Origin of the sequence: Litorimonas taeanensis, assembly GCF_003634015.1 — a bacterium.
In the GTDB taxonomy this organism is placed as follows: Bacteria; Pseudomonadota; Alphaproteobacteria; order Caulobacterales; family Maricaulaceae; genus Litorimonas; species Litorimonas taeanensis.
In genome coordinates, this window is record NZ_RBII01000001.1 from 472,940 (window position 1) to 496,772 (window position 23,833).

A 23,833-nucleotide genomic window follows, 5' to 3' on the forward strand; every position below is an offset into this window, starting at 1 on the left:
AGTTAGCTATAAAAGTTAAACAAAATCAGTGGGTTCAGGCCTCTATAGCTTGGGCGCGGCCGCTTTCGACAATATATTTCTTTGCCGTGACGGCCGGGGCCTCTGGCTCATATATAGTGCTCATCTCCTTCATTTGAATAGTCCAGCGCTCTGGCGTTACATTAACGAGGGAGTATCCGCGCTTTCGGTCATCAACGAAATGAATATGGGGATTGTCGGCCAGCATGCTCTGGAAACGGCTATAACTATAGCTATGGGCTGTCACAGAGGTGGTGACGAATTCGGTTCCAAGAGTTTGAGAGTTTGGATTATTATAATCAGCCTTTAGGTCGGCCTGCCACCAGCTATGCATGTCTCCGCCCAAAGAGATGAAGTTCTCAGGCTTGCGCTGGGCTACGGCATCCAAAATCATGTCGCGCGTTGCGGGATAACCATCCCACCCATCATTCCAAGACGCTGCATTGCCATCACGATCGGTTTGGAAGAGACGAGAGAAAAGCGTGGGTTGGGCCAGAACTTCCCATTTGGCTCGAGAGCGCGCAAAAGACGGCATGAGCCAACGCTCTTGTTCTTTGCCGAACATAGAGCGCGTTTTGTCTAGGAATTCAGGGCATGAAGCATTTGATACAGGACGGCCGCCGCCATCTGTGGCTGTCTGGCAGGCTTGGTCATCGCGATATTGACGGCCATCGGTGAGGGCCATTGTCATCAAATTTCCATAGTAAAAATAATCGTAAAGGCGCATATGATCGCCCTGTGGTTGGCTGCGTAGGCGCACAGGCATATGTTCATAATAGGCTTTATAGGCCGCGCGGCGGCGGGCGCGCACTTGCTCTATAGGCATGTAATTTTCATCATTTAGGCCCGCATAATCATTCACGACTTCGTGGTCATCCCAAATCATAAGCCATGGGGCATGCGCATGGGCGGCTTGGAGGGCTTTGTCTGTTTTATATTGGGCATGAAGACGGCGGTAATCCGTGAGAGTCATGGCGTCCGTGGCCGCTTGACGGCGCACTTGCGGCCCCCATGAAGCCTCATAAATATAGTCACCCATATGTAAGATTAGATCGGGGTCATTGGCGACCATGTCATTATAGGCATTAAAGAAGCCTTGTTCGAAATGCTGGCAAGAGGCGATGCCAAAGCGAAGGCTGTCAACGGCTGCGCCTAAAACGGGGGCCGTTTTTGCGCGCCCGACTGGGCTGGTAAGGCCATTCGCGATAAATCGATAATAATAGGGGCGGAGTGGCTCTAGGCCTTGGACTTCGACATGAACGCTATGGGCCCATTCTGGTGTCGCCATGGTTTGGCCCGCTTTCAAAATACGTGAAAAGCTTTCATCTTCGGCGACTTGCCATGTGACCTGAGTTGCCTCTGTCATACCGCCATTAGGCGCAAGGGGGTCTGGAGCCAGGCGGGTCCAAATCACGAAACCATCCGAGACAGGGTCGCCTGATGCAACCCCAAGGGTGAAGAGATCACCTAGAATAAATTTTGATTGTCCAAATTGCAGCGTTTTCGGCGCGGTGGCGCAGCTTGCGAGGGAGAGGGCGCCTAGGCCAGTCAATATTTGACGACGAGATTTAATCATAGCGCACTCCAATTCAGTGTATTGTTTTTACGGATAAAAAAACGGAGGGCCGAGGCCCTCCGCATATTAATCTAACTTAGAACAATGTTCAAAGCTTAGAATTCGTAAGACGCACCAACGCGGATTTCCCAAGTTGAGGCGCCTGCATTTACGAAGCCTTGGTCAGCTTCGCTGTTGAAGTCGCTATAGACATACTGGCCACCGACGAGGTCAACATCAACCAAAGTCGATGTTCCTGGGAAACCGTGCTGCTCTAGGACACCCCAGTCGCTGTCGATGAAGTTCAAAGCGTTTTCAAGTGTGATGAAGCCAAGAACACGATCGTTTGAACGGAAACCAGGAAGCTCTTGTGAAAGCTTAAGGTCAACCTTTGCCCACCAGTCATCTTCGAATGCGTTACGTGGTGCGATTTGACCCGCATATTCGTTAAGACCACTTGATTCTAGGAAGCTGAAGAATGCAGCTTGATCCGTCAAACCTGAAGTATCCGCAAGTGGGTCATTCACGCCTGTTGGAACATAGAACAATGAGCGGTTCTGCGAACGGAAGCTCTCAAAGATGCTATTTTCACCAAATGTATAGCTGTATGGACGACCTGAGTTCAATGAAGCGAAAACAGAGAAGCTTGTTTCATAGTTATCGATGAACTCTTTACCGAAGTCAGCAAAAGCCGTGAAGCGATGCTTGATTTGGTAGTTTGAAGTGGCTGTACCAAGGTCGTTAGAGTTTGAAGACGCAACATTGCCCCAGTTTGATCCTGCAGTAGAGGATGTCATTGGGCTGACGTCATCAGCATCTGTATAGGCGTAACCAAGGCTCCAGTTTAGACCGAAATCATAGTCTTTTGCGATGTTTGCAGACAATACATATGTTTTTGCATCGTCTTCTGAGTTCGTCAAAAGATATGGTGTGAACGGGTTACCACTGAAGATTGGGCGTCCGTCTGGCGCTACGCCTGACTGTGTAAGACCAGAAGCGACTGTCACAGCGCTATCTTGAAGAACGCTATAAAGGAAGTCTAGGTTTACAAGGTAGTCATTACCCAAGAAGCCAGCATCCATGTTGAACGTTGTACCCAAAGAGGCCTTCATGACGGAAGGGATCTTAAAGTTAGGGTCTAATGCGTTAACATTACCGCCGCCTTGAGCGCTAGCTACAGTATCAATACCTTCTTGTGGAACTTCAAAGAAGACGTTTCCAGAGTTTGGATATGTGAAGTCAGCAACATTACCGCCGCGAACACGATATTCAAACTGTGTAACACCGTCGTTTGAGTAGTTGTTTGAAATCCAAACATTTGGGTTACCACCAGAGAAGATGCCCAAACCACCACGGATAGACCAGTCTTCTTTAGGCAAGTAGTTGAAACCAACGCGCGGCTGAAGCAAATCTTTTCCGTCAAGGTTAGCATTGTTTGCAAAACCAAATGTATCGACGAAACCTTGGTTTAGACGCGGTGCGTCATCTGATGAGTATTCGTCATAACGAAGACCAAGGATCAATTCGAAGTTTGGTGTTACTTGCCAAGTGTCTTGGCCATAGAATGATGTGATTTCATATTTGAAATTCGCAGCCGCATCATTTTGGTCGTTTGAACCAGCCGCATTTTCGTAACGGAAGTCACTAAAGTCGCCATTTTCGAAGTCGTCGATTGAGTCAAATACCCACTCGCCTTGTACTTCTTGTACGAAGAGGTTGAATACGTCGAATTCTTCGCGCTCTACACCAACTTTGAATGTGTGGTCGCCAGCTGTGTAGTTGGCCGCCGCTTTCAATGAAAGCATTGTGTAGTTTAGTTCGTTGGCGTGACGGCTATCGTCGGCGCCAAGATAAACAGTTGTATTACGTTCGCCAATATTGCGGATTTGAACTTCACCAAATTCTACGCCAGCAACAGGAATCTGACGGTTGTCAAGATCGATGTAGTTAGCAGTGAATTCAGTTGAGAAGTTTTCTGTCCAATCAGAGTAAAGTGAACCCGCATATGAGTTTAGCTTAGCGCCGCGCTCATAGAAGTGGTTCCCGTCTGCAAGGCGGTTAAAGCCTGAGTCAGACGCTGATGTTGAGAAGCCATCATTGTAAACATATGTACCTGTTAGGCGGTGGAAGTCATTGATGTTCCAGTCAGCTTTAACGATGATTTTCTCATCTGTGTTTGGAATAGCTGTTGGAAGGCCGCCTGAAACATAACCGTAATCGTTTGTCGCGATATCGATGATTCTATCGAAGTCAGCTTGGTCAACACCTGTGCCAGCGGGTGTGTTTGAACCAAAGAGGTTTGACCCTTCTTGTTTTTCATACGCACCGAAAAGGAAAAGCTTGTCTTTGATGACAGGTAAACCAAGTGAGAAGCCATAACGCTTTTCTTCGAAGCCGTCATTGCTGACTTCTAGGTCGCCAGCTTTGTCGCCTTTAAGGCTTGATGTGGCATAATCGAAGAAGGCTTTACCGTGAATCTCGTTTGTACCAGACTTAGTCACAGCGTTAACGCTACAAGCTGTAAATGCGCCGTATTCTACGTCGATAGGTGAAAGCTCTACAGAAACTTGCTCAATCGCGTCGAAAGAGTAAGGGATACGCTCTGTTGGGTAACCATTTGAGTTCAAACCAAAGTTATCGTTCAAGCTCAATCCGTCAATTGTGAAAGAGTTAAAGCGTGGGTTCGCACCTGAACACTGAATGCCGTCATTGAATGTTTCATCGATATAAACACGTGGGTCGATACGGATGATGTCTTTGATGTCACGGTTGATAGCCGGAGCATTTTCTAGCGTTTCAAGGTTGAAAACTGCGTTTGGACCAATGGCAACATCAGCAAGAACTTGGCGCTGTCCAACAACGATGATTTCGTCGCTGACTGAACCGCCATCAAGTGTGAAGTTAAGAGCAGAGGCGCCGCCGATTTGTAGGGCGATGTCTTGTACTTGCTTAGGTGAATAACCGTCAGCAGAAACAGTCACGTTATAAAGACCAGTAACAGGCAGGTTGCGGACGTTGAAGAAGCCGCCATTATCTGTTGTGATTGTCCGTGTAAGACCCGTTGATGTGTTGTTCAGTGTGATTGTCGCGTTCGCAATAGGTGCGGCTGCGTTTGTTGTCACATAACCTTGAACTTCAGAGGTTGTTACCTGAGCTGAAGCTGAGGTTGCCAAGCCGATCGTAAGGGCAAGGACCGAAGAGCTTAGTACGGCATGAAAGCCGAGGGAGGAGATTTGATTTTTCATGGTATAACTTTTTGTTGGTTCCAGTTGAAAGTTGGCCGCCCCTTAATACCCAGTTTTGTCACTTTTATGACAGCGTGTTAATATTCATGTGGATAATGCACCTGAAAGCAGGATATGGGGGAATAAGTTTTTGCTGTGTGACTTAAAAGACACATTAATGCTTAATTAATGGGCGCAGCCAGACGATAGGGCCATACTGTTATCCATATAGAATTAGGACTCGCATCAAGGGTAGATTCGTTTTAGTCAAACTTCCGAAACACTTTTGGGCCAAGGCTCAATTTGCAGGAGTAGAGTAGGGTTCATGTCATTCGTTATCTGCATTGCAGGCGGAAGTTGCTCCGGCAAGACCACGCTCGCTCGCCATCTTCAACATCGGTTAGGCGCTGACTCTTGTATGGCCATCCGTCAGGATGACTATTACTTTGATATACGCGAGAGAGAAACAAATTCAGAATTGCCTAATTTTGACGTGCCTGAAGCCTTGGATTTTAAAAAGATGGCCGAGGATATTGCGGCTCTGAAAAACGGAGAGCCCGTCGCCTTACCAAATTATGATTTTGTCACTCACCAAAGACGACTGCCATCCGAGCCCTTAGAACCGCGCAAATATATCATTGTCGAAGGTTTGCTTTTATTAAACGCCGAAGAAGTGCGCCCGCTTTTCGACCATAGCCTTTATATGAAGTGTTCTTATGAAGAGCGTTTTGCGCGTCGTCTGGCCCGTGATGTTGCTGAGCGCGGACGCACTGAAGACTTTGTGCATAAACAATTTCACGAGGATGTAGAGCCTGCGCATCAGAGCTTTGTCGCGCCCTCTGCTAAATATGCCGATGAGGTTATCCATCAATCGGAATATGTGAATGACTTAACGGGATTGATTGACCGCGTTGTAGAATTGCTGCCAAAAGACGAATTAGAACAGCCGACGCCGCAAATGCGATTGGCGCTTTAGCAACTTATCCCCACATTCTTAAGACTCGTTCCTCTATAGCTTGCATCGGATGTAAAAACGTCGCACATAGATTGCTCATGTTGGCTAAGCCAAGATAAGAACGAGCTCTATTTATGCATCATCCTGCCTTTGGCCTTATTGGTATTGCTCTAATTTTACTCGCTGCCTTTATTGCTTCGGATAATAAACGCGGAATCAATCCCCGCATTGTTCTGTCTTGTTTTGCCCTACAGGTCTTCATTGCTATTCTTGTGCTTTATGTGCCTTTTGGGAAAACGGCATTGGAGGCGATGTCTGCTAAGGTCATTACGTTGTTAAGCTATGCAAATGCGGGTATTGACTTTATCTTTGGCGGACTCGCGAGCGAGGAGGTCGGGTTTAGCTTCCTTGTACGTGTTCTACCTGTCGTTATTTTCTTCGCAGCGCTTATGGAAGTCATGTATCATCTTAAGATCATGCCTTTGGTCGTGAAGTATGGGGGGCGAGCGATTAATTTTCTGACGGGTACAAAACCTATTGAGTCTTTGAATGTCGTCGCGAATATTTTTGTTGGCCAAACTGAGGCGCCATTGACGCTTAAACCTTATTTGCCAAATATTTCAAAACACGAACTTTTCACCATTATGGTGTCGGGTCTGGCCTCTATCGCGGGTACCGTCATGGCGGGCTATATTCAGCTAGGTATCAAACCTGAATATCTGATTGCCGCCTGTTTTATGTCGGCGCCCGGTGGATTGCTTATGGCAAAAATCATAATGCCAGATCCGAAATTGACCGAAGAAGACAAACAGAAGAAGTCTATCTTTGAACTTGGAAAGCCTACCGAACACCCGAATGTGATTATGGCCGCCGCGGTTGGCGCGCAAAATGGTGTGCAGCTTGCTGTCGCAATTGGGGCGATGCTCTTGGCATTCGTGTCTTTGATTGCCCTATCGAACGGTATTTTGGGGTATTTCGGGGGATGGTTTGGTTATTCAGACCTTAGCATTCAAACTGTGCTGGGCTTCATTTTTGCCCCCGTCATGTATTTCCTTAATGTCCCTTGGGCCGAAGCCCAGCAAGCCGGCGCTATCTTTGGCGAGAAAGTCGTTCTGAACGAATTTATCGCATATATCAGCTTGGTGAATGTAGAGGGTCAATTGTCCGAACGCACAATGGTTATCTTGACCTTTGCACTTTGCGGTTTTGCTAATCTAAGCTCTATCGCAATTTTGCTCGGTGGATTGGGGGCGCTTATTCCGGACCGCATGGGTGATATTGCTAAGATGGGTATTCGTGCCGTTTTTGCGGCCTCACTCGCCAATTTGATGAGTGCGGCCTTGGCTGGAATATTGGTCGGAATTTAGGCGCCCAAAAGCTTAAGTCATCAAGCCTTTGGCGCCTTAGGTATAAGGTAAAGACTCTAGGCTTTGATAAGGCCAATCTCAATCAGGCGCTCGGTCAAAAATTCCGAAGCCGTGATAGGCGTCTCTGCGACGCCGCCTCTCTCCTTGCAGCTCTCTAGCATCTCAATTTTAAAGTCATTATTGGGGTGCAAGAAATAGGGCTTTGAATAACGTGGATGTTTGGCGCGTTCAGGCGCTGGATTTAAAACGCGATGTGTCGTTGAAGGCAAAACTCCGCCAGTTAAGCGTTGCAACATATCGCCTGAATTGACGACAACAGCGCCATTGGGGGCGTTAACGTCAAGCCATTGGCCAGACCGGTGTTTGGCTTGTAATCCAGCCTCTTCAGCGCCTAATAGCAAGGTAATCAAATTGATGTCTTCATGAGCACCTGCACGTTCCGTGCCTTCTGGCGGCGGCGTTAATTGCGGCGGGTAATGCAATAGGCGCAAGATAGAATTGCCATTGTCTACGCGTGTATCGAACCAGTTTTCTTCTAAATCCAAATAGAGCGCAATGGCGCGTAAAAGCTCTACTCCAAAGGCATCAAGGGATTCGTATAAGGCCCGCGTGGCCGCGTCAAAGCCTGGGACTTCGGCGACATGCGGTGTGTCTTTCATAGTTTTACGATAGGGCGATCCTTCGGGCAGGGCGCGGCCTGTATGCCAAAACTCTTTTAAATCTGCTTCTGATTTGCCCTTGGCATTTTCGGTGCCCATTGGAGAGTGGCCGCGTTGATATCCATCTTCGGGATCGGCATAGCTTTTTTTGACTTCGGCAGGCAGTGCAAAGTAATCGATAGCCGCTTTGTCGGCCGATTCAATGACATCCGAGGAGATCGTGTGATCTGAAATAATCGCAAAACCTGTCTCTCGAAAGGAATCGCCGATTAACTTTGCAAAGGCTTGTTTGTCTTTTTGCCAAATGGAAAAGCTTATGGGTTCAATTTCTATCATAAATCTACACTTCAGAGTTGGGCAAGGGCGATACCATAATCGAAAAGACTTGAAAACGACCTTTTGGACTCCTCTACACTTGCTCTATAGAAGCGAGACGAAATGTCAGGCTAACGCTAGTAGGAAATTATGACCACACCGACAATTTGTGTATTGGGTTCTGTAAATTTAGATCTGATTATACAAACCAAAGTTCTGCCGCAGGCAGGTGAAACTGTGACGAATGGGCATTTTACGGCCCTGCCGGGCGGTAAGGGCGGCAATGTTGCTCTGGCGGCTAAACGGCTCGGCGGTGATGTCACCTTACAAGCAGCTATTGGCGATGATGACTACGCAGAGCAGGCGCTGGTATTTTTAAAGCAGGCTAAAGTAGATTTGTCGGATTTGGTGAAAATCGAACAGGCCCATACGGGGCTCGCCTTTATCAATGTTTCAGATGATGGAGAGAATCAAATTGCTGTTGCCTCTGGTGCAAATGCTGCTTTTACAGCGGAACGGTTAAACCCGATTTCGGCTGATGCTATTTTCACGCAATTTGAGATACCGACGGACACCATTCTGGCGGCGTTGAAACCTTATAAAGGCTTTGTCGCGATTAATGCTTCGCCAGTGTTGCCAGGACTGAACCGTCTGACAGACTATGCGGACCTTATTATCGTCAATGAAGGTGAATACAGAGCCTATGAAGACGCGCTATCTGGTTATGAAGGTTTGCTTGCCATTACGCTGGGCGGGGTAGGGGCAAAATTACTTCAAAATGGAAATGTCATCGCACAGGCCGCGCCCCCTAAAATAGACGTCGTCGATACAACAGGGGCGGGGGATGCTTTTGCTGCGGCTCTGACATTGGCCCTTCTTGAGGGGCAAAGTCATCAAAAGGCTTTGGAATTTGCTTGCACAGTCGGCGCGTTAACAACGACAAAAATCGGGACGCAAAGCGCGGCGCCAAGCCGAAAAGAGGTCGAGGCTAAGCTCGCCGCTCTGTAGTTTTGAGACTATTCTTTAGAGAGTAAATCGAAAATACGCGGCGGCAGAGGCTTTGTCGCTTTGATTTCTTCCAGAGAACAACCTTCAAGCTCATGAGGGAACACTGTCCACTCATCTGTTTCATGTAAATAGAAGTCCGGAATGCGCGCGGTCGCATTGCGTTTCGGCTTGTAATAGACAGTCGCAACACGGATGTCGCTAGGCGTGTTTCGGCGGCATTTTTCTTGCAGCTTTTCAATAATCGCTGCGACGCTCTTCCCGCTGTCAAAAATATCATCAATGATCAATAGCTGGTCGTCGACATTAATCGTGTCGACCATATGTTGTAGGCCATACACTTTGACCTCTTTGGATTGCTTATCCATTGCCTCATAAGAGGATGTACGAATAGCAAAATGATCTGCCTCACAGCCTAATAGCTCAAGGACTTCTTGCACTGCGATGCCTACAGGCGTGCCGCCGCGCCAAACACCCACAATGAAAGAGGGGCGATAACCACTTTCAAAAATCTGTAAGCCGAGTTCGAAGGAGTCTTTTAACAAGTCTTCTGCGCTGACGAATAATTTTTCGATGCCAGAATTTTTGACAAGTTTTCCCATAAGACGGCTCCGCTCTCAAAAGTGGGTGAAGAGGGCGCGTAGTCTATACGCACCGTCTAATCAAGTATTCTTGCTTATTAGACTACACTTTGCGGTTCTCATTTGCTTTCAGGGCGCTTAGAAGGCCGCATGACACAGAAAATAACATCACAAAAATTGATCATTGATTGCGACCCGGGACAGGATGACGCCATCAATTTGTTTTTGGCGCTCGCGCCAGACGCCAAGGCCGATTACGAGGTTTTAGGCATAACCGCTGTTGCCGGTAATGTTGGCCTTGATAAGACAGAGCGGAATACGCGCCTTTTATGTGAACTTACGGGCCGTGCCGACATGCCTGTTTATGCGGGTTGTGACGCGCCGCTCGTCTATCCATTGGCCACAGCCGAAGAAGTGCATGGCCGTGAAGGTTTAGAAGGGGTTGATATCCATGAGCCTGCCATGGCGTTGCAATCTCAAAATGCGGTTGATTTTATCGTGGAAACGCTGCTTGAGGCAGAAGAAGCAAGCATAAGGTTGGTTGTGACGGGGCCAATGACGAATATTGCGGCAGCTATTCAAAAGGACGTGCGTATTTTGCCCAAAATACAAGATATTGTGTTAATGGGCGGAGCTTTGAGAGAGGGCGGCAATATTACGCCTTCTGCCGAGTTCAATATATATGTGGACCCGCATGCCGCCAAAGTCGTTTTTGAAAGTGGATGTCCGTTGGTCATTTTCGGTTTGGACGTCACACACAAAGTATTGTCTAGCGCCACAGAACTGGAGCGCATGAAGGCGCTGAATAACCCCGTGGCGCAGGCTGCCTATAATTTGCTGACATATTACGGTCGTTTCGACGCTGATAAATATGGGACGGATGGCGCGCCTTTGCACGACCCTTGCACGATGGCTTATATCCTAAGGCCTGAACTATTTTCGCTGAAGTCTTGTAATATTCGCGTAGAAACAGAGTCGGATTTGACCCGTGGACATACTGCCGTTGATTTTTGGCACGGAACGGACTTACCGAAAAACTGCCTCTGGGCGTATGACGTAGATTGTGCGGGGTTCTTTGACCTCTTAGTCGAACAACTTAGCAAATATAAATAAGCCTAAGCGTTGTTGGGGTTTTTTTCTGCCCAATGTTTACGGCAGAGGCTGATATATTTTTCATTGCCGCCGACTTCAATTTGCTCGCCTTCTGTAACGGCGTCGCCGCTGGCATCAAGGCGCAAAGTCATTGTGGCTTTGCGTCCACACCAACATAATGTGCGTAATTCTCTGATGTCATCTGCGATGGCCAATAAAGTGGCGCTGCCGGGGAAGAGCTCGCCTCGAAAATCTGTGCGTAGTCCATAACACATGACGGGAATGCGGTGATAATCTGCTATTCGAGAGAGTTGCCATACTTGTTCTTTGGTTAAAAACTGCGCTTCATCCAAGAGTACGCAGTTTATCGGCTTTTTAGCGTGGGCCGCAGAAATATGGGCTTCTAGGTCTGTTTCAGCGGTAAACAGGTCGGCCTGTGCATTCAACCCGATGCGCGAGACGATGTGATCGGCCTTAGGGTCGCGCGTATCGAGAGCAGGCTTCATCAATAGCGTGCTCATGCCGCGTTCTTGATAATTATAAGCGGATTGCAGGAGAATCGCTGATTTACCGGCATTCATGGCCGAAAAACTGAAATATATTTTAGCCACGAATCTCTTTCTCTCTCGTCTTTATTCTTTGTAAGGCTGACCTTTCACGGCTTTATGTCAAGAGAGAGCCGCGCGATTAAAATGGAATATTCTAAAGACGGTGGAAAATACGTCTCCACGAAATAAAATGCCTTTTAAGAGGTGAATTCTGAGAATATTTTTTCTTGGTGATTTACGTCAAAAAAGCCGAAAAATTTATGCAAATTTTTTCGGACAGAACCGTTTAAGAATGACATAGAGGATGAGACGATTCACTGAATCCAAAAGGGTTTTCTATGCACGATTTAAGTTCTTTACGTCGTAAAATCAGAGAGACGCACCTGACCGAAGAAAGTCAGGCTTTGGACAAACTCATGTCTAATGCCGCAATTTCACGCGAAGAGAGAGCCGATTTTACAAAACGTGCTGTGAATCTGATTTCAGATATTCGCAATGATGATGAACCAGGTTTGATGGAAGTCTTCTTGGCTGAATATGGTTTGTCGACGGATGAAGGCGTTGCTCTGATGTGTCTCGCCGAGGCGCTTTTACGTGTGCCAGATGCTCAGACGATGGATGATCTTATTGAGGATAAAATTGCCCCATCTTCTTGGGGATTGCATCTAGGGCAATCGTCTTCGCCTCTCGTCAATGCGTCCACTTGGGGGCTGATGCTGACGGGTAAAGTTCTGGATGACGATGAGAGTAAAGGGATCGTCAAAGTTCTTCACGGGACAATTAAACGCCTTGGGGAACCTGTAATTCGATTAGCCGTAAAACGTGCGATGAAAGAAATGGGCAATCAGTTTGTTTTGGGCCAGACGATTGTTACCGCTTATAAACGCGGGCTAAGTAAGCAAAAAAAAGGGTTCACCTATTCATACGATATGTTGGGCGAGGCGGCGCTTACTTCGGCAGATGCTCATAAATATTTTTCAGCCTATCAGCGGGCCATTACGTTTTTAAGCCAAAAGGCGACGGCAGACGATATTCGACAAAACCCCGGTATTTCTATCAAACTCTCTGCGCTTCACCCCCGCTATGAAGTTGGTAAGAAGGACCGCGTTCTCGCTGAGCTTGTTCCTGACGTCTTGACGCTCGCATTGATGGCGCGCGAAGCTAATATGGGGTTAAATATTGACGCCGAAGAAGCTGACCGTTTGGATTTATCACTTGATGTGATTCAAGCGGTTTTATCTGATGAACGATTATCAGGCTGGGATGGGTTCGGTGTTGTTGTGCAGGCTTATGGCAAACGAGCCCCGGCCGTTATTGATTGGCTTTACGCCCTGTCAGAGTCATTAGGCCGTAAAATAATGGTTCGTCTGGTCAAAGGGGCGTATTGGGATACAGAAATTAAACGTGCCCAAGCCGAAGGCGTTGAAGACTTCCCTGTTTATACGGATAAATCAGGAACGGATGTGGCGTATATTTGTTGCGCCAAGAAGCTCTTGTCATTGACCGACCGAATTTATCCGCAATTTGCAACGCATAATGCCCATTCTGTTTCTGCCATACTCTCTATGGCCAAGGACAAGACCTTGTTTGAGTTCCAAGCTCTGCATGGGATGGGGGAAGTCCTGCATCGTCTTGTTTTGGAAAATGAAGGGACGAATTGTCGAATTTATGCACCCGTAGGGGCGCATCGTGACTTATTGGCTTATTTAGTACGGCGTTTATTGGAAAATGGAGCCAATTCCTCTTTCGTCAATCAAATTGTTGATGAAACTGTCACGCCTGAGGAAATTGCGGCTGATCCATTTGAAACGCTTATGGCGGATCGCAAGGCTGAGAAACGTCATATTCTAAAGCCGACTGACCTCTATGCGCCAAACCGCAAAAACTCACAGGGCTGGGATTTGCATTGTTTGCACGATATTGCGCAAATGGATGCGGCGCGGAGTCAATTTAAATCACATAAATGGACGGCTGAGCCCATATTGGCGTCCACATTTAAAGGCGCGCAAGCTGTTGCCGTGATTAACCCTGCTGATATGTCAGATGATCTGGGCCATGTTATCGACGCTACCGAAGCCGATGTAGAGGCGGCGCTGTCTGCGGCAAAGCCTTGGATAGACAGTTCGCCAGAGCATCGACGTGATGTTTTGATGAAAGCGGCCGATCTATTCGAAGAGAATTTTGGCGAAATTTTTGCCTTATTGACGCGCGAAGCGGGTAAAACGCCTGCGGACACGATTGCAGAGCTGCGCGAGGCCGTAGATTTTTTACGGTATTATGCGTTGGACATCGAAAAACTAGAGATTAGAAAAGGCAATTATGGCCCACGTGGTGTATTTGCCTGCATCTCGCCTTGGAATTTTCCTCTGGCAATTTTCGCAGGGCAAATAGCGGCGGCGCTCGCTGCGGGTAACGGCGTTATTGCCAAACCCGCTGAAACTACGCCTTTGATTGCGGGATTGGCGGTTAAGCTGCTTCATCAAGCTGGCGTACCTAAGACGGCTTTACAGCTCGTGCCGGGGCCGGGGCGCGTGGTCGGCGCAAAAATTACGTCTGATCCGCGTATCAATGGTGTTTGTTTTACGGGCTCTACGGCAACAGCGCAGCATATAAACCGCGCTATGGCTGAGGGGCTTGACCCAGAGGCGCCCCTGATTGCTGAAACGGGCGGGCTAAATGCCATGATTGTCGATTCGACGGCTTTACCAGAGCAGGCCGTAAGAGACATTGTGGCTTCTTCTTTTCAATCGGCGGGTCAACGCTGTTCCGCGCTTCGCTTGCTTTATCTCCAAGAAGATATTGCCCCCATCTTTTTAAAGATGCTTTATGGCGCGATGGATGAATTGCGTTTGGGGGCGCCGTGGGATCTACGCACAGATGTAGGGCCGATTATTGATGAGGGCGCAAAGCAGAAAATTGTTAATCATATCCAAAAGGCAAAATCAGAAGGCCGATTGCTCAAAACAATAGAGGATCCCGAAGGCGGTTATTTTGTCGGTCCATCAGTGATTTCTGTTTCGGGTTTGAAAGAGATGGGCGAAGAAATTTTTGGACCCGTTTTGCATGTGACGACATATAAACCGAACAAGCTAAATGCGATTATTGACGAAATAAACGATAGTGGTTTTGGGCTCACTTTTGGCCTGCATACACGTATTGATGACCGCGTTGAAAAACTGACACAAAATTTGAATGTTGGGAACATGTATATCAATCGAAACCAAATTGGGGCGATTGTCGGATCGCAGCCTTTTGGCGGAGAGGGAATGTCTGGAACAGGCCCCAAAGCGGGCGGCCCACACTATGTGAAACATTTCACGCAAAAGCCGATAAAGCGGAAAAAGAAATCGAAAATTCCATCCGATGCAATTCGGCCTTCAACAGAGCTTTTGCAGGTTGCGATTGATACGCTCAGCCCAAGGTCAAGAATGCCTTTAGAGACCCTTGATTTGCCGGGGCCGACAGGGGAGTCAAATCGGCTTTCTACCTATCCTCGGGGACGAATTTTATGCTTGGGGCCGGGCCTACCAAAGGCTTTGAAACAGGCATCCATCGCGCGATCAAAAGGCTGTTCATCTTTGATTATTTGCCATGGCGCCGTGATGGATTACGCCGTTGATGGGGTCATTGATTTGGAGCAGTTATCAGAATTGCAAAATTTTGAAGGCGTAGCTTTATGGGGAACTGAAGCCCAAATGCGGGTGGCTCGTAAAGCTTTGGCGGCGCGTAAGGGGCCAATCCTTCCTATTTTAACGAAAAGTGACATGATTGAGCGCTGTATCATTGAGCGCCATATTTGTGTGGATACGACGGCTTCTGGAGGAAATGTTTCTTTACTTACAGGGGTTTAGAGGTCTTTTTTAATCTAATTTCTTGAGCGTCTTTTAAAAAGGGGAAGGCTTATTTTTTATAGGCTTTCGCCCTTATTTATTGCGGGAATGGGCGAATATTGACTGATTTTCCTGTGCTGGTAAAATTTATATATATTTCAATGTGCTAAGGAAAGTTTCCTTAGTGAAATCTACTTTGCTTTTAAACTGCGTGAAGGCGCTTAAATTTATACTTAAACTTCAATATGTTGTGCAGGGTTAGATAGGTATATTCTAAACGGGGTAGAATTTGGGTGAGGTCATCTGATAAACATCGAAGATTTCAGTTAGCTAGACCTAGTTTATTGATTGAGCTGTTAAAACCCTTTCTGGCTGAAAGTACAAAATTCTTCTGTAAAAAGTGAATGCGATCAATGCGCTAGAGTGAGCCTGTTAAGTTAAGCTCTAACATGTGGGTCTGAGGCGCAAATTATAACGGGCAAAACAGACAAAAAAAGCTCTCAAAGTTTTTGGCCCGTTCCCCAAAGCTCCTGCGGGATGACGTCGAATAAACCTTGGTCCGTTAGGCGGACTTGTTTGTCTTTATCGGTAAACCAAAAGGGGCCGTCGAGATCGACATAGTCTGCTTTCTGAGCAAGCAGAAAGGCGGGGGCGATGGCCTGAGTTGGGGCGAGCATACAGCCGATGAATATTTTCAAACCACGCTCTCGCGCCGCTTTCTCTATGTCCAATGCCGCTGTTAAACCGCCGCATTTATCCAGCTTGATATTCACCGCATCATAGTATTTTGCGGCGCGATCTAAATCGTGGAGGTCTTGAAAACTCTCATCTGCACAAAGCGGCAAACTATGGGCGTAATCGGCGAGTTGATTATCCTGTCCAATAGCGAAGGGTTGTTCCAACAGATCATAGCCTAACTCGGCTATGGTCGGGGCATAGGCAGAGAACTGTTCGCCCGTCCAAGCCGCATTTGCATCAATCACTAATTGGGCTTTGGGAGCCGCATTTCTTACGGCGTGTATTCTCTCGATTTCGTGCTGAGTTGATCCGCCGAGTTTTACTTTCAAAAGGGGTCGCCAAGCCTCAGCTCTCGCTTGGTCAGCCATAGCTTCTGGCGTGTCCAACACAATCGTGAAAGCCGTTTTGACGGGTTTTGGATTTATACCGAGCAGGGTGGCCACAGTTGTATTTTGCCGCGCCGCTTCTAACTCCCAAAGCGCGGAGTCTATTGCGAAACGTGCGCCTGTTGGCGGGAGGAGGGTGAGAAGCTCTTGCCGTGTTATTGTGGTCTTTAGAGCGTGCTGTATCTCCTTGACTTGTTGCAGGCAAATGTCGGGTGTTAATCCCAGATATTTCACACCGGTAGCGGCGCCGCGCCCTAAATATTGCCCGTCAGACAAGGTTACATACAGCACATCCTGATAATCCCTTGAGCCTGTGGCGATAGCGAAGGGCTTTACAAGGGGCTTTCGAATAATTTCGGCCGTAAGTTTGAGAATAGGCATGGGGTTTATTAGGCACATTGCGTCTGAACAACAATGAAATATGGCCCGACTTTGCGTTTCATTTCATCCAGGCGCTCGAAATAAGTCTTAACTAGACGTTAAAAAACGCTGAAAAATCTGTCACTTATCTTAGCTACAAGCATATGAGTAGCTACGCCATGTGATTTCGCGTCTTAGCCAAAACTGTATGTTGAGGGTGCAAAGAGGTTTTGCATTGGGTGCCCTGATGAGTGCAGGTGCTCCACATACTGTGGCTCATTTAGGGCACCCTCATCCTCCTCTTTTGCAATTTTACGAGGTCAACCACGTTTATGTTTTGGCCTTGCCAATTCGACGAGGGGACTACTCTGGCGTGAAGCAGGCTTTTACAAAAGTCACAAATACCAACAATCGACTCTCGATTGGATGGACACGCATATGTCGAATTTTCTCTGAAAAAAAATCACTACGGACGAGCCTCGGCGCCGTGTGTTTCTCAATTTTACTGCAAAATACTGCACAATCAGCGCCGCCTAGAGCGGGTACGACAATCGTGAATCAAGCCACGATTGTCTATATCGATGAAAACGGCACAGAGCAGTCAACAACGACAAATGAAGTTATTCTGTTCGTACAGCAGGTCTTCTCTGCGGAACTTACGAATGATGTTTCCCGAGTTTCGATTCCGGATGCCGAGCCAGAATTTGTTCATACCCTAACGAATACGGGTAATGGATCTGATAATTATTGTATTAGTGCGAGCCAAGCCGAAACAGATTCTGGAGACTTTGCCGATCTAGAGGTTTACCGCGACATCGACCGAGATGGCGTTGTATCTATCGGTGACCCGCTCTTATGGGATCTAGCCTCTGCTCCTACACCAACGCAAATTACGTTGGAGAGCGGGGAGGTAATGCAGCTCATCGTTCGTGGATATGTACCCGCTACGGCTATTCCATTGGAACAATATGCATTGGACTTGCTTGTCTCTTCAACCGAAGGCACTGCTATCTGTAACACGGGTGTTGTGACCGATACGGGTACAAATAGCGACGCAACGGATGGGACCAACCGCGATATTGTCACCATTAGTGACGATGCTGTCTTAGAAATTTCAAAGGCATCGACCTATAATGCGGGGGATATCTCAACCCTGAGTGACGACACGATTGATTATCAGGTTACGATTAAAAATACGGGCCTTACATCTGCTGATGACATCGTCATCGAAGACATCTTGGCGAGCACTGTATCATTTCAATCTTTCGGGACCCATGATGGAGATTTTTCAGCCGGGCCAACTCATTTATCTGGAACCATTTCAGCCACTGCGTTGACTTTATTACCAGATGAGGTCCTGATATTGCGGTATTCTGTGGCTGTTGACCCGACTATAGGGTTGAACGGTGAGTCGCGCCTCATTGAAAATACAGCAAAAGTTACAGCTGACTTAGACGGTGATGGAAATGCTGAACCTGAATTAACGTCAAATACGACACGCGATGAGGCCGCGCCGCTCTATGCCGTCAATTTAACAGATATTGGCGGAGTTGCTTCTGCGGGCGTGAATGACGGTGCTGATGATGATGAAACCGTCAATGACCTCCAGCTTGTGGATGTCGCGGCTCCAGGTGACACGGTCTATTTCCGCTTGGATGTAACGAACCAAGGTAATGTCACAGATACATTCAATTTTATCCCACAATCTTCTACGGGGTGGTTAAGCAGTGCGAGCCTGCGCTATCTTAATGTTGATTTTGCTACGCCATTATTAGACACAAATGGCGATAACATCGCCGATACCGGTATTTTAGCGCCTAATGAAACATTGTCCTTTGTTGTGGCCGCGACCATGGCCTACGGCGTCCCGGCAGGGCCGCATGATTTGACATTAGAGGCGACATCGGCCGGCCGTGCGACAATAAATGATGATGCAGGCATTCGTGTTTTAAACTCGATTTCCCCCGCCGTTGATCTCGCAAATACTATCGGGGCAGTTGGACTCAATGATGGCGGGGCGGTTGATGCCGATCCTCGTTCCAGCGTGACGACAACAAACTCTGCCCAAGCGGGCAGTGTGACAACTTTCGATTTGTTCGTGGCGAATGAAGGAGAAGGGCAGGACAATTATTCACTCAGCGCGGCGGCGGATTTGTCGGGTACAGCCTTGCCTGAAGGCTGGACGGTCTCGTTTACGTCGCTATCGGATGAACCCATTGCTTCAACAGGTTTAATTCAGGCCAATAGCGTCTTTTCATTCAAAGCACATGTCAGTGTACCTGCGGCGTCGGATACTAACATTACGCAGTCAATATTTTTTAAGGTAGAATCGGCCCTTACTAACCTTAGCGATATTAAACAGGATGCGGTAACCGTTGAGGCAGAGACGCCTGACGCGTCTATCTATATCGGCCCAGATTTAGCGACACAGATTTCGGCTTGTGGAATTCGGGATAATATCCATTTCATTCGGAATGAAGGGAATACAGAAGAGCACATCATTCTGGCCGTAGACAGTCAGACTTTATTCCAAAGCGATATCAGAATTCCGACTCAAGTAATTGATAATGAAGCGGAAAGTTATGTTAGCCAGTCTAGCCTTTCAGTGGGTGATTCTGTTGCCGTGTTCTCTGGTAGTGATTGGCAATTAAAACTGTTGGTGTCGGACGGAGCTGGCGGCATCGCTATTCCATTGGCACCTAAAGAACAGACTAAAACCCTATTGCACATCACAGCGCCTTGTGCTGCGGCGAGTGGCGCCGTTGATATATTGACCTTGTCTGCCACTACGTCAGATGGGGATGCTGTTTCAACATTGACCGATAAAACTACGGTTTCTGATGCGCGTGTAGATCTAGAAAAATTAGGGGCATTGGATAGCAATTGTGATTTCATTGCGGATGCTAATTACTCAGATCTACAGGTTCAAGCAGAGCCGGGGCATTGTGTTCTTTGGCAGATTTCTTTGAAAAACGCATCATCACAAATGGTGTGTGATGTGAACATCAAAGACACTGCGCCTGATTTCACGTCATTTTCGCCGACACCACCGAGCCTTGTTCAGCCGTCACCTGGCACGGGAGGTTGCACTATTTCTGGTATCGAAATTGGGTGTTCGGTCGGGAATTCTGCGGATTCCGATGGAGACGGGAACGCAGAGGATTTTTGTCTTCGAAGCGGAGAGACAGCCCAAGTCACCTTCGCTGTTCAAATTAACTAAGGAAAACCACTATGCGTACTATCAAATTTCTAACTTACTCCGTTTTGTTTCTCGCACTTTGCGGTAATGCCCAAGCCAATGAGGCGTTGAAAGGTCAAATGACGACCAATCTTATCACTTTGAAATCCGATGGCTCCGAAGCCTCAAAACCGGTGAAGGAAACAGCGCCAGGTGATTTAATTGAATACCGTGTTGAATATAAAAATACGGGGAAAAAGCCGATTAAAAACCTCGTCGTTAGTGCGCCAATTCCCGGGTCCACAGAATTTGAAATGAATAGCAATGCCACAAAGGTTAACGCCTCCTTTGAGGTAAGCGCCGATGGTGGCGCCAGCTGGGGCACGCCGCCGCTTTGGAAAGAGACAGCAGAAGGCCCCGTTCAAGTCGATATTTCCGAGTACGACCTTGTGCGCTGGATTTCACAAGACGAAATGCCTGCTGGCGGGAAATTCACTATGAAATACCGCGTTACAGTCAAGTAGGACAGGGCTAAATTATGGTTCCTCTTATACGTTAGTCTCGATGTGAAACATTGAAATGACTATCGAAGAATAATCCTTAGGTGAAGGTTTTTGATTTTATAGCCTTCGCCGAGAGACGTTTTAAAATTTATTAAACGGGTTTCACCTTAAGGGTGCGGCCCTAAAGGCGTTTCTAGATACAATTGCTTTGAAACTACCTTAAGTTATTGAAAAATATAAGTTATTAATTTAATTAACTCTGCTTTTGAACTCGGTATTAATTCTTTTTCTCTATGAATGAGGTGTTCATCAATGAAAGTGTAAGAGCACAGGCGCTTTCGAATTTGGAGAATTCGTAATGAATTTTAAGAATCAAAGTCGCAATCTGCGACAGAAACTCGTTGTGTCTACAGCCTGTGTCGCAACTATTGCTGCCTTTGGCGCTCCAGCCGTATCAGCTTTAACAGAAGCTGGACAATCAATTCAAAACCAAGCCGTGGCGACCTATAATGACTCGCTTGGCAATACATATACGGCTCAGTCGAATTTGGCCTCAGTCGTTGTAAAGCAAGTTTACTTTGCAACGCTTGACGGAGACCAAACTCGCGTAGCGGCTTCTAATCAAACGGCTTATTTCCCACATGTGTTAACCAATACAGGTAACGGGCCTGATACATTCACGATCTCCGTTGCTCAGGATAACACGACGGCAGATAGCGGCGATTTCTCAAATCTCGATGTCTATATAGACTCTAATGATAATGGTGTGGTTGATGCGGGTGAAGTCCTTGCGTCGACTGTCACGCTCGCCGCTGGTGAGAAGGTGAGTGTTGTTGTTGCCGGTCTTATCCCAACAGCGACGGATGGTCAGACATTCGGTTCAACATTGACGGTAACCTCTGCCAATGGAACCATTGAGGATATCACAACAGGTAAAGGCCTTGATGGTCTGGATGGTACAAATGAAGATACCGTCACAATCTCTGGCGATGCCGTACTAAGCGTTATTAAGTCTTCTGTTCACGACGAAGAAAATAATGAAATTACCTATACGGTTACGGTTTCAAACACAGGTAATATCGCTGCGACAGATGTCTCTATCTTTGACGGTATTCCTGCTGGCACAACTTTGAAGGCTGGCTCCGTTCTTTATTCTGGTTTTGGTACAGCGATTGATCCGCTTGACCTTGATGCCGATAATGATGTGCTAGGCGAAGTTGCCCTCGGTATCGATATTAATGGCGATAATGATTTGCTTGATACAAGCGAAGCGCAATTGGGTATTGACCTTGATGGCGACGGCGTTCTTGATGGAACAGGTAAAGACGGTGTCTATGGTTTTGACAGCGCTTTGGCGCCTGGCTCCAGCGTGAATTTGAGCTTTACAGTTGAATATGACCAGTCTTTGCTTGGCGCAGGGGCGGAAATCAAGAATACAGCGCATGTATCGGCTGATCTTGATGGTGATGGCCTCACCAATGAAGGTTTCATCTCTTCTAACACGACCCTTTCAATCTCCCCGCAGGATTATTCGGTTGATGCGACGGATACGGGAGTCGGCGAAGATGATACAGTCAATGATGGCGGTGATGATGATGGCGCCGCGAATGATATTCAAGAGGTTGCTACGGCACAAGCTGGTGAACTCGTCTTGTTCAAGCACGTTATTACAAACACAGGTAACGGAACGGATACGTTCGGGCTTGATATTGCCAATCAAACGAACTTCCCAGCCGGGACGAGCTATACGATTTGGAATGAAACCGGTACGGTTCAGCTCTTAAATACGAATGGCCGAGACGGCGTTGATACAGGGCCTATGGCATCTGGTTCATCTTTGACCGTCCTTGTGAAAGTTCAATTGCCTTCAGGCAGCGGCAGCGTAGCCGGGACAAGCACTTATGATTTGATTGCAACGTCTTCTGAAGATCCTTCAGGTACGCCGTCATCTAACGCTACACAGGGCCGTCTATTAGAGATTGTCGCACCGACGGTCGACCTTTCAAATGACACAGCCGATAACAACGCGTTATTGAACAAAGATGTGTATAATAACGATGCAGTGGCTGTAACCACTGAGGTTGCAAATCCAGGTGACTCTGTTGATTTTACTCTTGTAATTCAGAATGATAGCCAAGTTGCGGATAGTTTCCAATTGGGTGCTGGGCAGAGCTTTATAGGCGGAACATTGGGAAGCCTACCTGCGGGTTGGAATGTCACATTCCGTGACCCAAGCGGCACGATTGTAACGACGACACCGTCTATTGGAGCTGGAGCCACACTTACGCTTACAGCGACTGTCAGTATTCCAAGTACACCAACACAATCCTTAGCTGACCGCGAGTTTGTTATTGATGATAACGGTAATGACACAGTGGATACAAATGGTGATGGTGATGGCGATTATGCGATCTTCTTCCGCGTCGCATCTGTGAATACCGGGGCGTCGGACATCAAACTAGACGCTGTTGATGTGAGTGCCCGTGAAGATATCACATTGTTCCAAGATAACTCGGGTCAGATTCAACCCGGTGGTTCAATTGATTATCCGCATACTGTCCGTAACGATGGTAACACAGTGGAAGCGGTCTCTTTGGCGGCTGTCAGCGGCACGACAGGTTGGTCGAATAATGTCTTGATCGATACTGATGGTGTTGATGGACCAGACACACCGTTTGCGGCTCTAACAACAGGTGACACGCTTTACTATCTTGATGCGTCATCCAATCTCGTAGCCGGAACACTTGATGCGAATGGTGATTTATCCCTTGAATCAGGTGAAAGCTTGCCGTTCATCGTCCGAGCCTTTGCACCGACGAGCGCGCCAAATGGCCAACTCGACATTATTACGGTGACAGCGGACTTTAACCTTGGCGCAGATACCGTCACAAATGTTGACCGTTCCGAAGTCGTGAACTCTCAGTTGAGAATGACAAAAACGGCCTCAGTTGATGCCAGCTGTGCGGATATTGCAACCGATAACCTTGGCCCTGATGTAGGCTTTACAGGGGCATCTGGTACAGCAGCGCCTGCAGATTGTGTTGTCTGGCAAGTTGTTGCGACGAATACCGGTGTAGATACAATTTCAACGATTGATATCACCGATAGTATTCCGGCTTACTCAACATATGCGGCAGGAACCTTACGTATCTGTGCCGGTAATGCTGGGCAGGGCGTCACAGAAGCCTGTACCTTTACGCAGTTAACGGACGCGGCAGCGGATGATGAAGGCACATATGCCAATCAAGACATCCGTTACACGCTTGGCCAAGGCGCGAATGAGATCATCACAAATGGTGAACTCGCATCTGGTCAAAGTGTGACCGTTCGCTTCTCAAGCATCGTCGAATAGCGAAAAAAACCTCTTAATGCACGTTGCGGCGGATTTTTCGCCGCAACACTCTCCGGAAACGAGACCGTTTCATTGGGGAACATATGCACGACGGCGCGATTAAGACGCTGCGGCATGAAGGTTGGTGCATGACAGCGCGATTAAGACGCTGCGGCAATAAATAGATC

14 protein-coding genes are annotated in these 23,833 nt (G+C 47.5%); 8 read left to right on the plus strand and 6 right to left on the minus strand.

Features of this window, described 5'->3' with window-relative positions:
* Positions 1-34: 34 nt before the first annotated feature.
* Both DES40_RS02200 and DES40_RS02205 read right to left on the minus strand, forming a co-directional pair.
* On the minus strand, positions 35-1,594 hold the full coding sequence (locus DES40_RS02200) for an alkaline phosphatase D family protein (RefSeq protein ID WP_121098933.1): 1,560 nt from the start codon (positions 1,592-1,594) through the stop codon (positions 35-37).
* Between the two features lie 95 nt (positions 1,595-1,689).
* The gene (locus DES40_RS02205; RefSeq protein ID WP_121098934.1) at positions 1,690-4,818 is read right to left on the minus strand and encodes a TonB-dependent receptor; all 3,129 of its coding nucleotides are present in this window, start codon (positions 4,816-4,818) and stop codon (positions 1,690-1,692) included.
* A gap of 304 nt (positions 4,819-5,122) precedes the next feature.
* Here DES40_RS02205 and udk point away from each other — a divergent pair, with 304 nt between their 5' ends.
* Both udk and DES40_RS02215 read left to right on the plus strand, forming a co-directional pair.
* Positions 5,123-5,773 carry a uridine kinase gene (gene udk / locus DES40_RS02210; protein ID WP_121098935.1) on the plus strand — a complete coding sequence of 217 codons (651 nt, stop codon included), beginning with the start codon at positions 5,123-5,125 and terminating at the stop codon, positions 5,771-5,773.
* Positions 5,774-5,886: 113 nt separating this feature from the next.
* On the plus strand, positions 5,887-7,119 hold the full coding sequence (locus tag DES40_RS02215) for a NupC/NupG family nucleoside CNT transporter (protein ID WP_121098936.1): 1,233 nt from the start codon (positions 5,887-5,889) through the stop codon (positions 7,117-7,119).
* Positions 7,120-7,175: 56 nt separating this feature from the next.
* Here DES40_RS02215 and DES40_RS02220 read toward each other — a convergent pair whose 3' ends face one another.
* Complete coding sequence (locus DES40_RS02220; RefSeq protein ID WP_121098937.1) at positions 7,176-8,114, minus strand: isopenicillin N synthase family dioxygenase; 939 nt, start codon at positions 8,112-8,114, stop codon at positions 7,176-7,178.
* 129 nt (positions 8,115-8,243) lie between these two features.
* Between DES40_RS02220 and DES40_RS02225 the strand changes: the two genes are divergently transcribed.
* On the plus strand, positions 8,244-9,101 hold the full coding sequence (locus DES40_RS02225) for a ribokinase (RefSeq protein ID WP_121098938.1): 858 nt from the start codon (positions 8,244-8,246) through the stop codon (positions 9,099-9,101).
* An 8-nt stretch (positions 9,102-9,109) separates the two neighbouring features.
* Here DES40_RS02225 and DES40_RS02230 read toward each other — a convergent pair whose 3' ends face one another.
* Positions 9,110-9,700, minus strand: a complete 591-nt coding sequence (locus DES40_RS02230) for a phosphoribosyltransferase (RefSeq protein ID WP_121098939.1) — start codon at positions 9,698-9,700, stop codon at positions 9,110-9,112.
* 129 nt (positions 9,701-9,829) lie between these two features.
* Here DES40_RS02230 and DES40_RS02235 point away from each other — a divergent pair, with 129 nt between their 5' ends.
* The gene (locus DES40_RS02235) at positions 9,830-10,792 is read left to right on the plus strand and encodes a nucleoside hydrolase (RefSeq protein ID WP_121098940.1); all 963 of its coding nucleotides are present in this window, start codon (positions 9,830-9,832) and stop codon (positions 10,790-10,792) included.
* Between the two features lie 2 nt (positions 10,793-10,794).
* Here the strand turns inward: DES40_RS02235 and DES40_RS02240 are convergent, their stop codons facing one another.
* Positions 10,795-11,382 (minus strand): thymidine kinase, encoded by a 588-nt coding sequence (locus DES40_RS02240; RefSeq protein WP_121098941.1) that lies wholly within the window; start codon positions 11,380-11,382, stop codon positions 10,795-10,797.
* A 275-nt stretch (positions 11,383-11,657) separates the two neighbouring features.
* On the opposite strand from DES40_RS02240, the gene putA reads away from it, so the two are divergent.
* Positions 11,658-15,170, plus strand: a complete 3,513-nt coding sequence (putA, locus tag DES40_RS02245) for a bifunctional proline dehydrogenase/L-glutamate gamma-semialdehyde dehydrogenase PutA (RefSeq protein ID WP_121098942.1) — start codon at positions 11,658-11,660, stop codon at positions 15,168-15,170.
* A 479-nt stretch (positions 15,171-15,649) separates the two neighbouring features.
* On the opposite strand, the gene DES40_RS02250 is transcribed toward putA, so the two are convergent.
* Complete coding sequence (locus DES40_RS02250; RefSeq protein ID WP_170144841.1) at positions 15,650-16,654, minus strand: dipeptide epimerase; 1,005 nt, start codon at positions 16,652-16,654, stop codon at positions 15,650-15,652.
* A 226-nt stretch (positions 16,655-16,880) separates the two neighbouring features.
* Here DES40_RS02250 and DES40_RS02255 point away from each other — a divergent pair, with 226 nt between their 5' ends.
* From DES40_RS02255 to DES40_RS02265, 3 genes are all read left to right on the plus strand, one after another.
* Positions 16,881-19,853 carry a DUF11 domain-containing protein gene (locus tag DES40_RS02255; protein WP_170144842.1) on the plus strand — a complete coding sequence of 991 codons (2,973 nt, stop codon included), beginning with the start codon at positions 16,881-16,883 and terminating at the stop codon, positions 19,851-19,853.
* Between the two features lie 11 nt (positions 19,854-19,864).
* Positions 19,865-20,335: a hypothetical protein gene (locus DES40_RS02260; protein ID WP_121098945.1), complete on the plus strand. Its 471-nt coding sequence runs from the start codon at positions 19,865-19,867 to the stop codon at positions 20,333-20,335.
* A 337-nt stretch (positions 20,336-20,672) separates the two neighbouring features.
* Entirely contained in the window at positions 20,673-23,666 is a 2,994-nt protein-coding gene (locus DES40_RS02265) for a beta strand repeat-containing protein (RefSeq protein WP_121098946.1), read from the plus strand.
* Positions 23,667-23,833 lie beyond the last annotated feature (167 nt).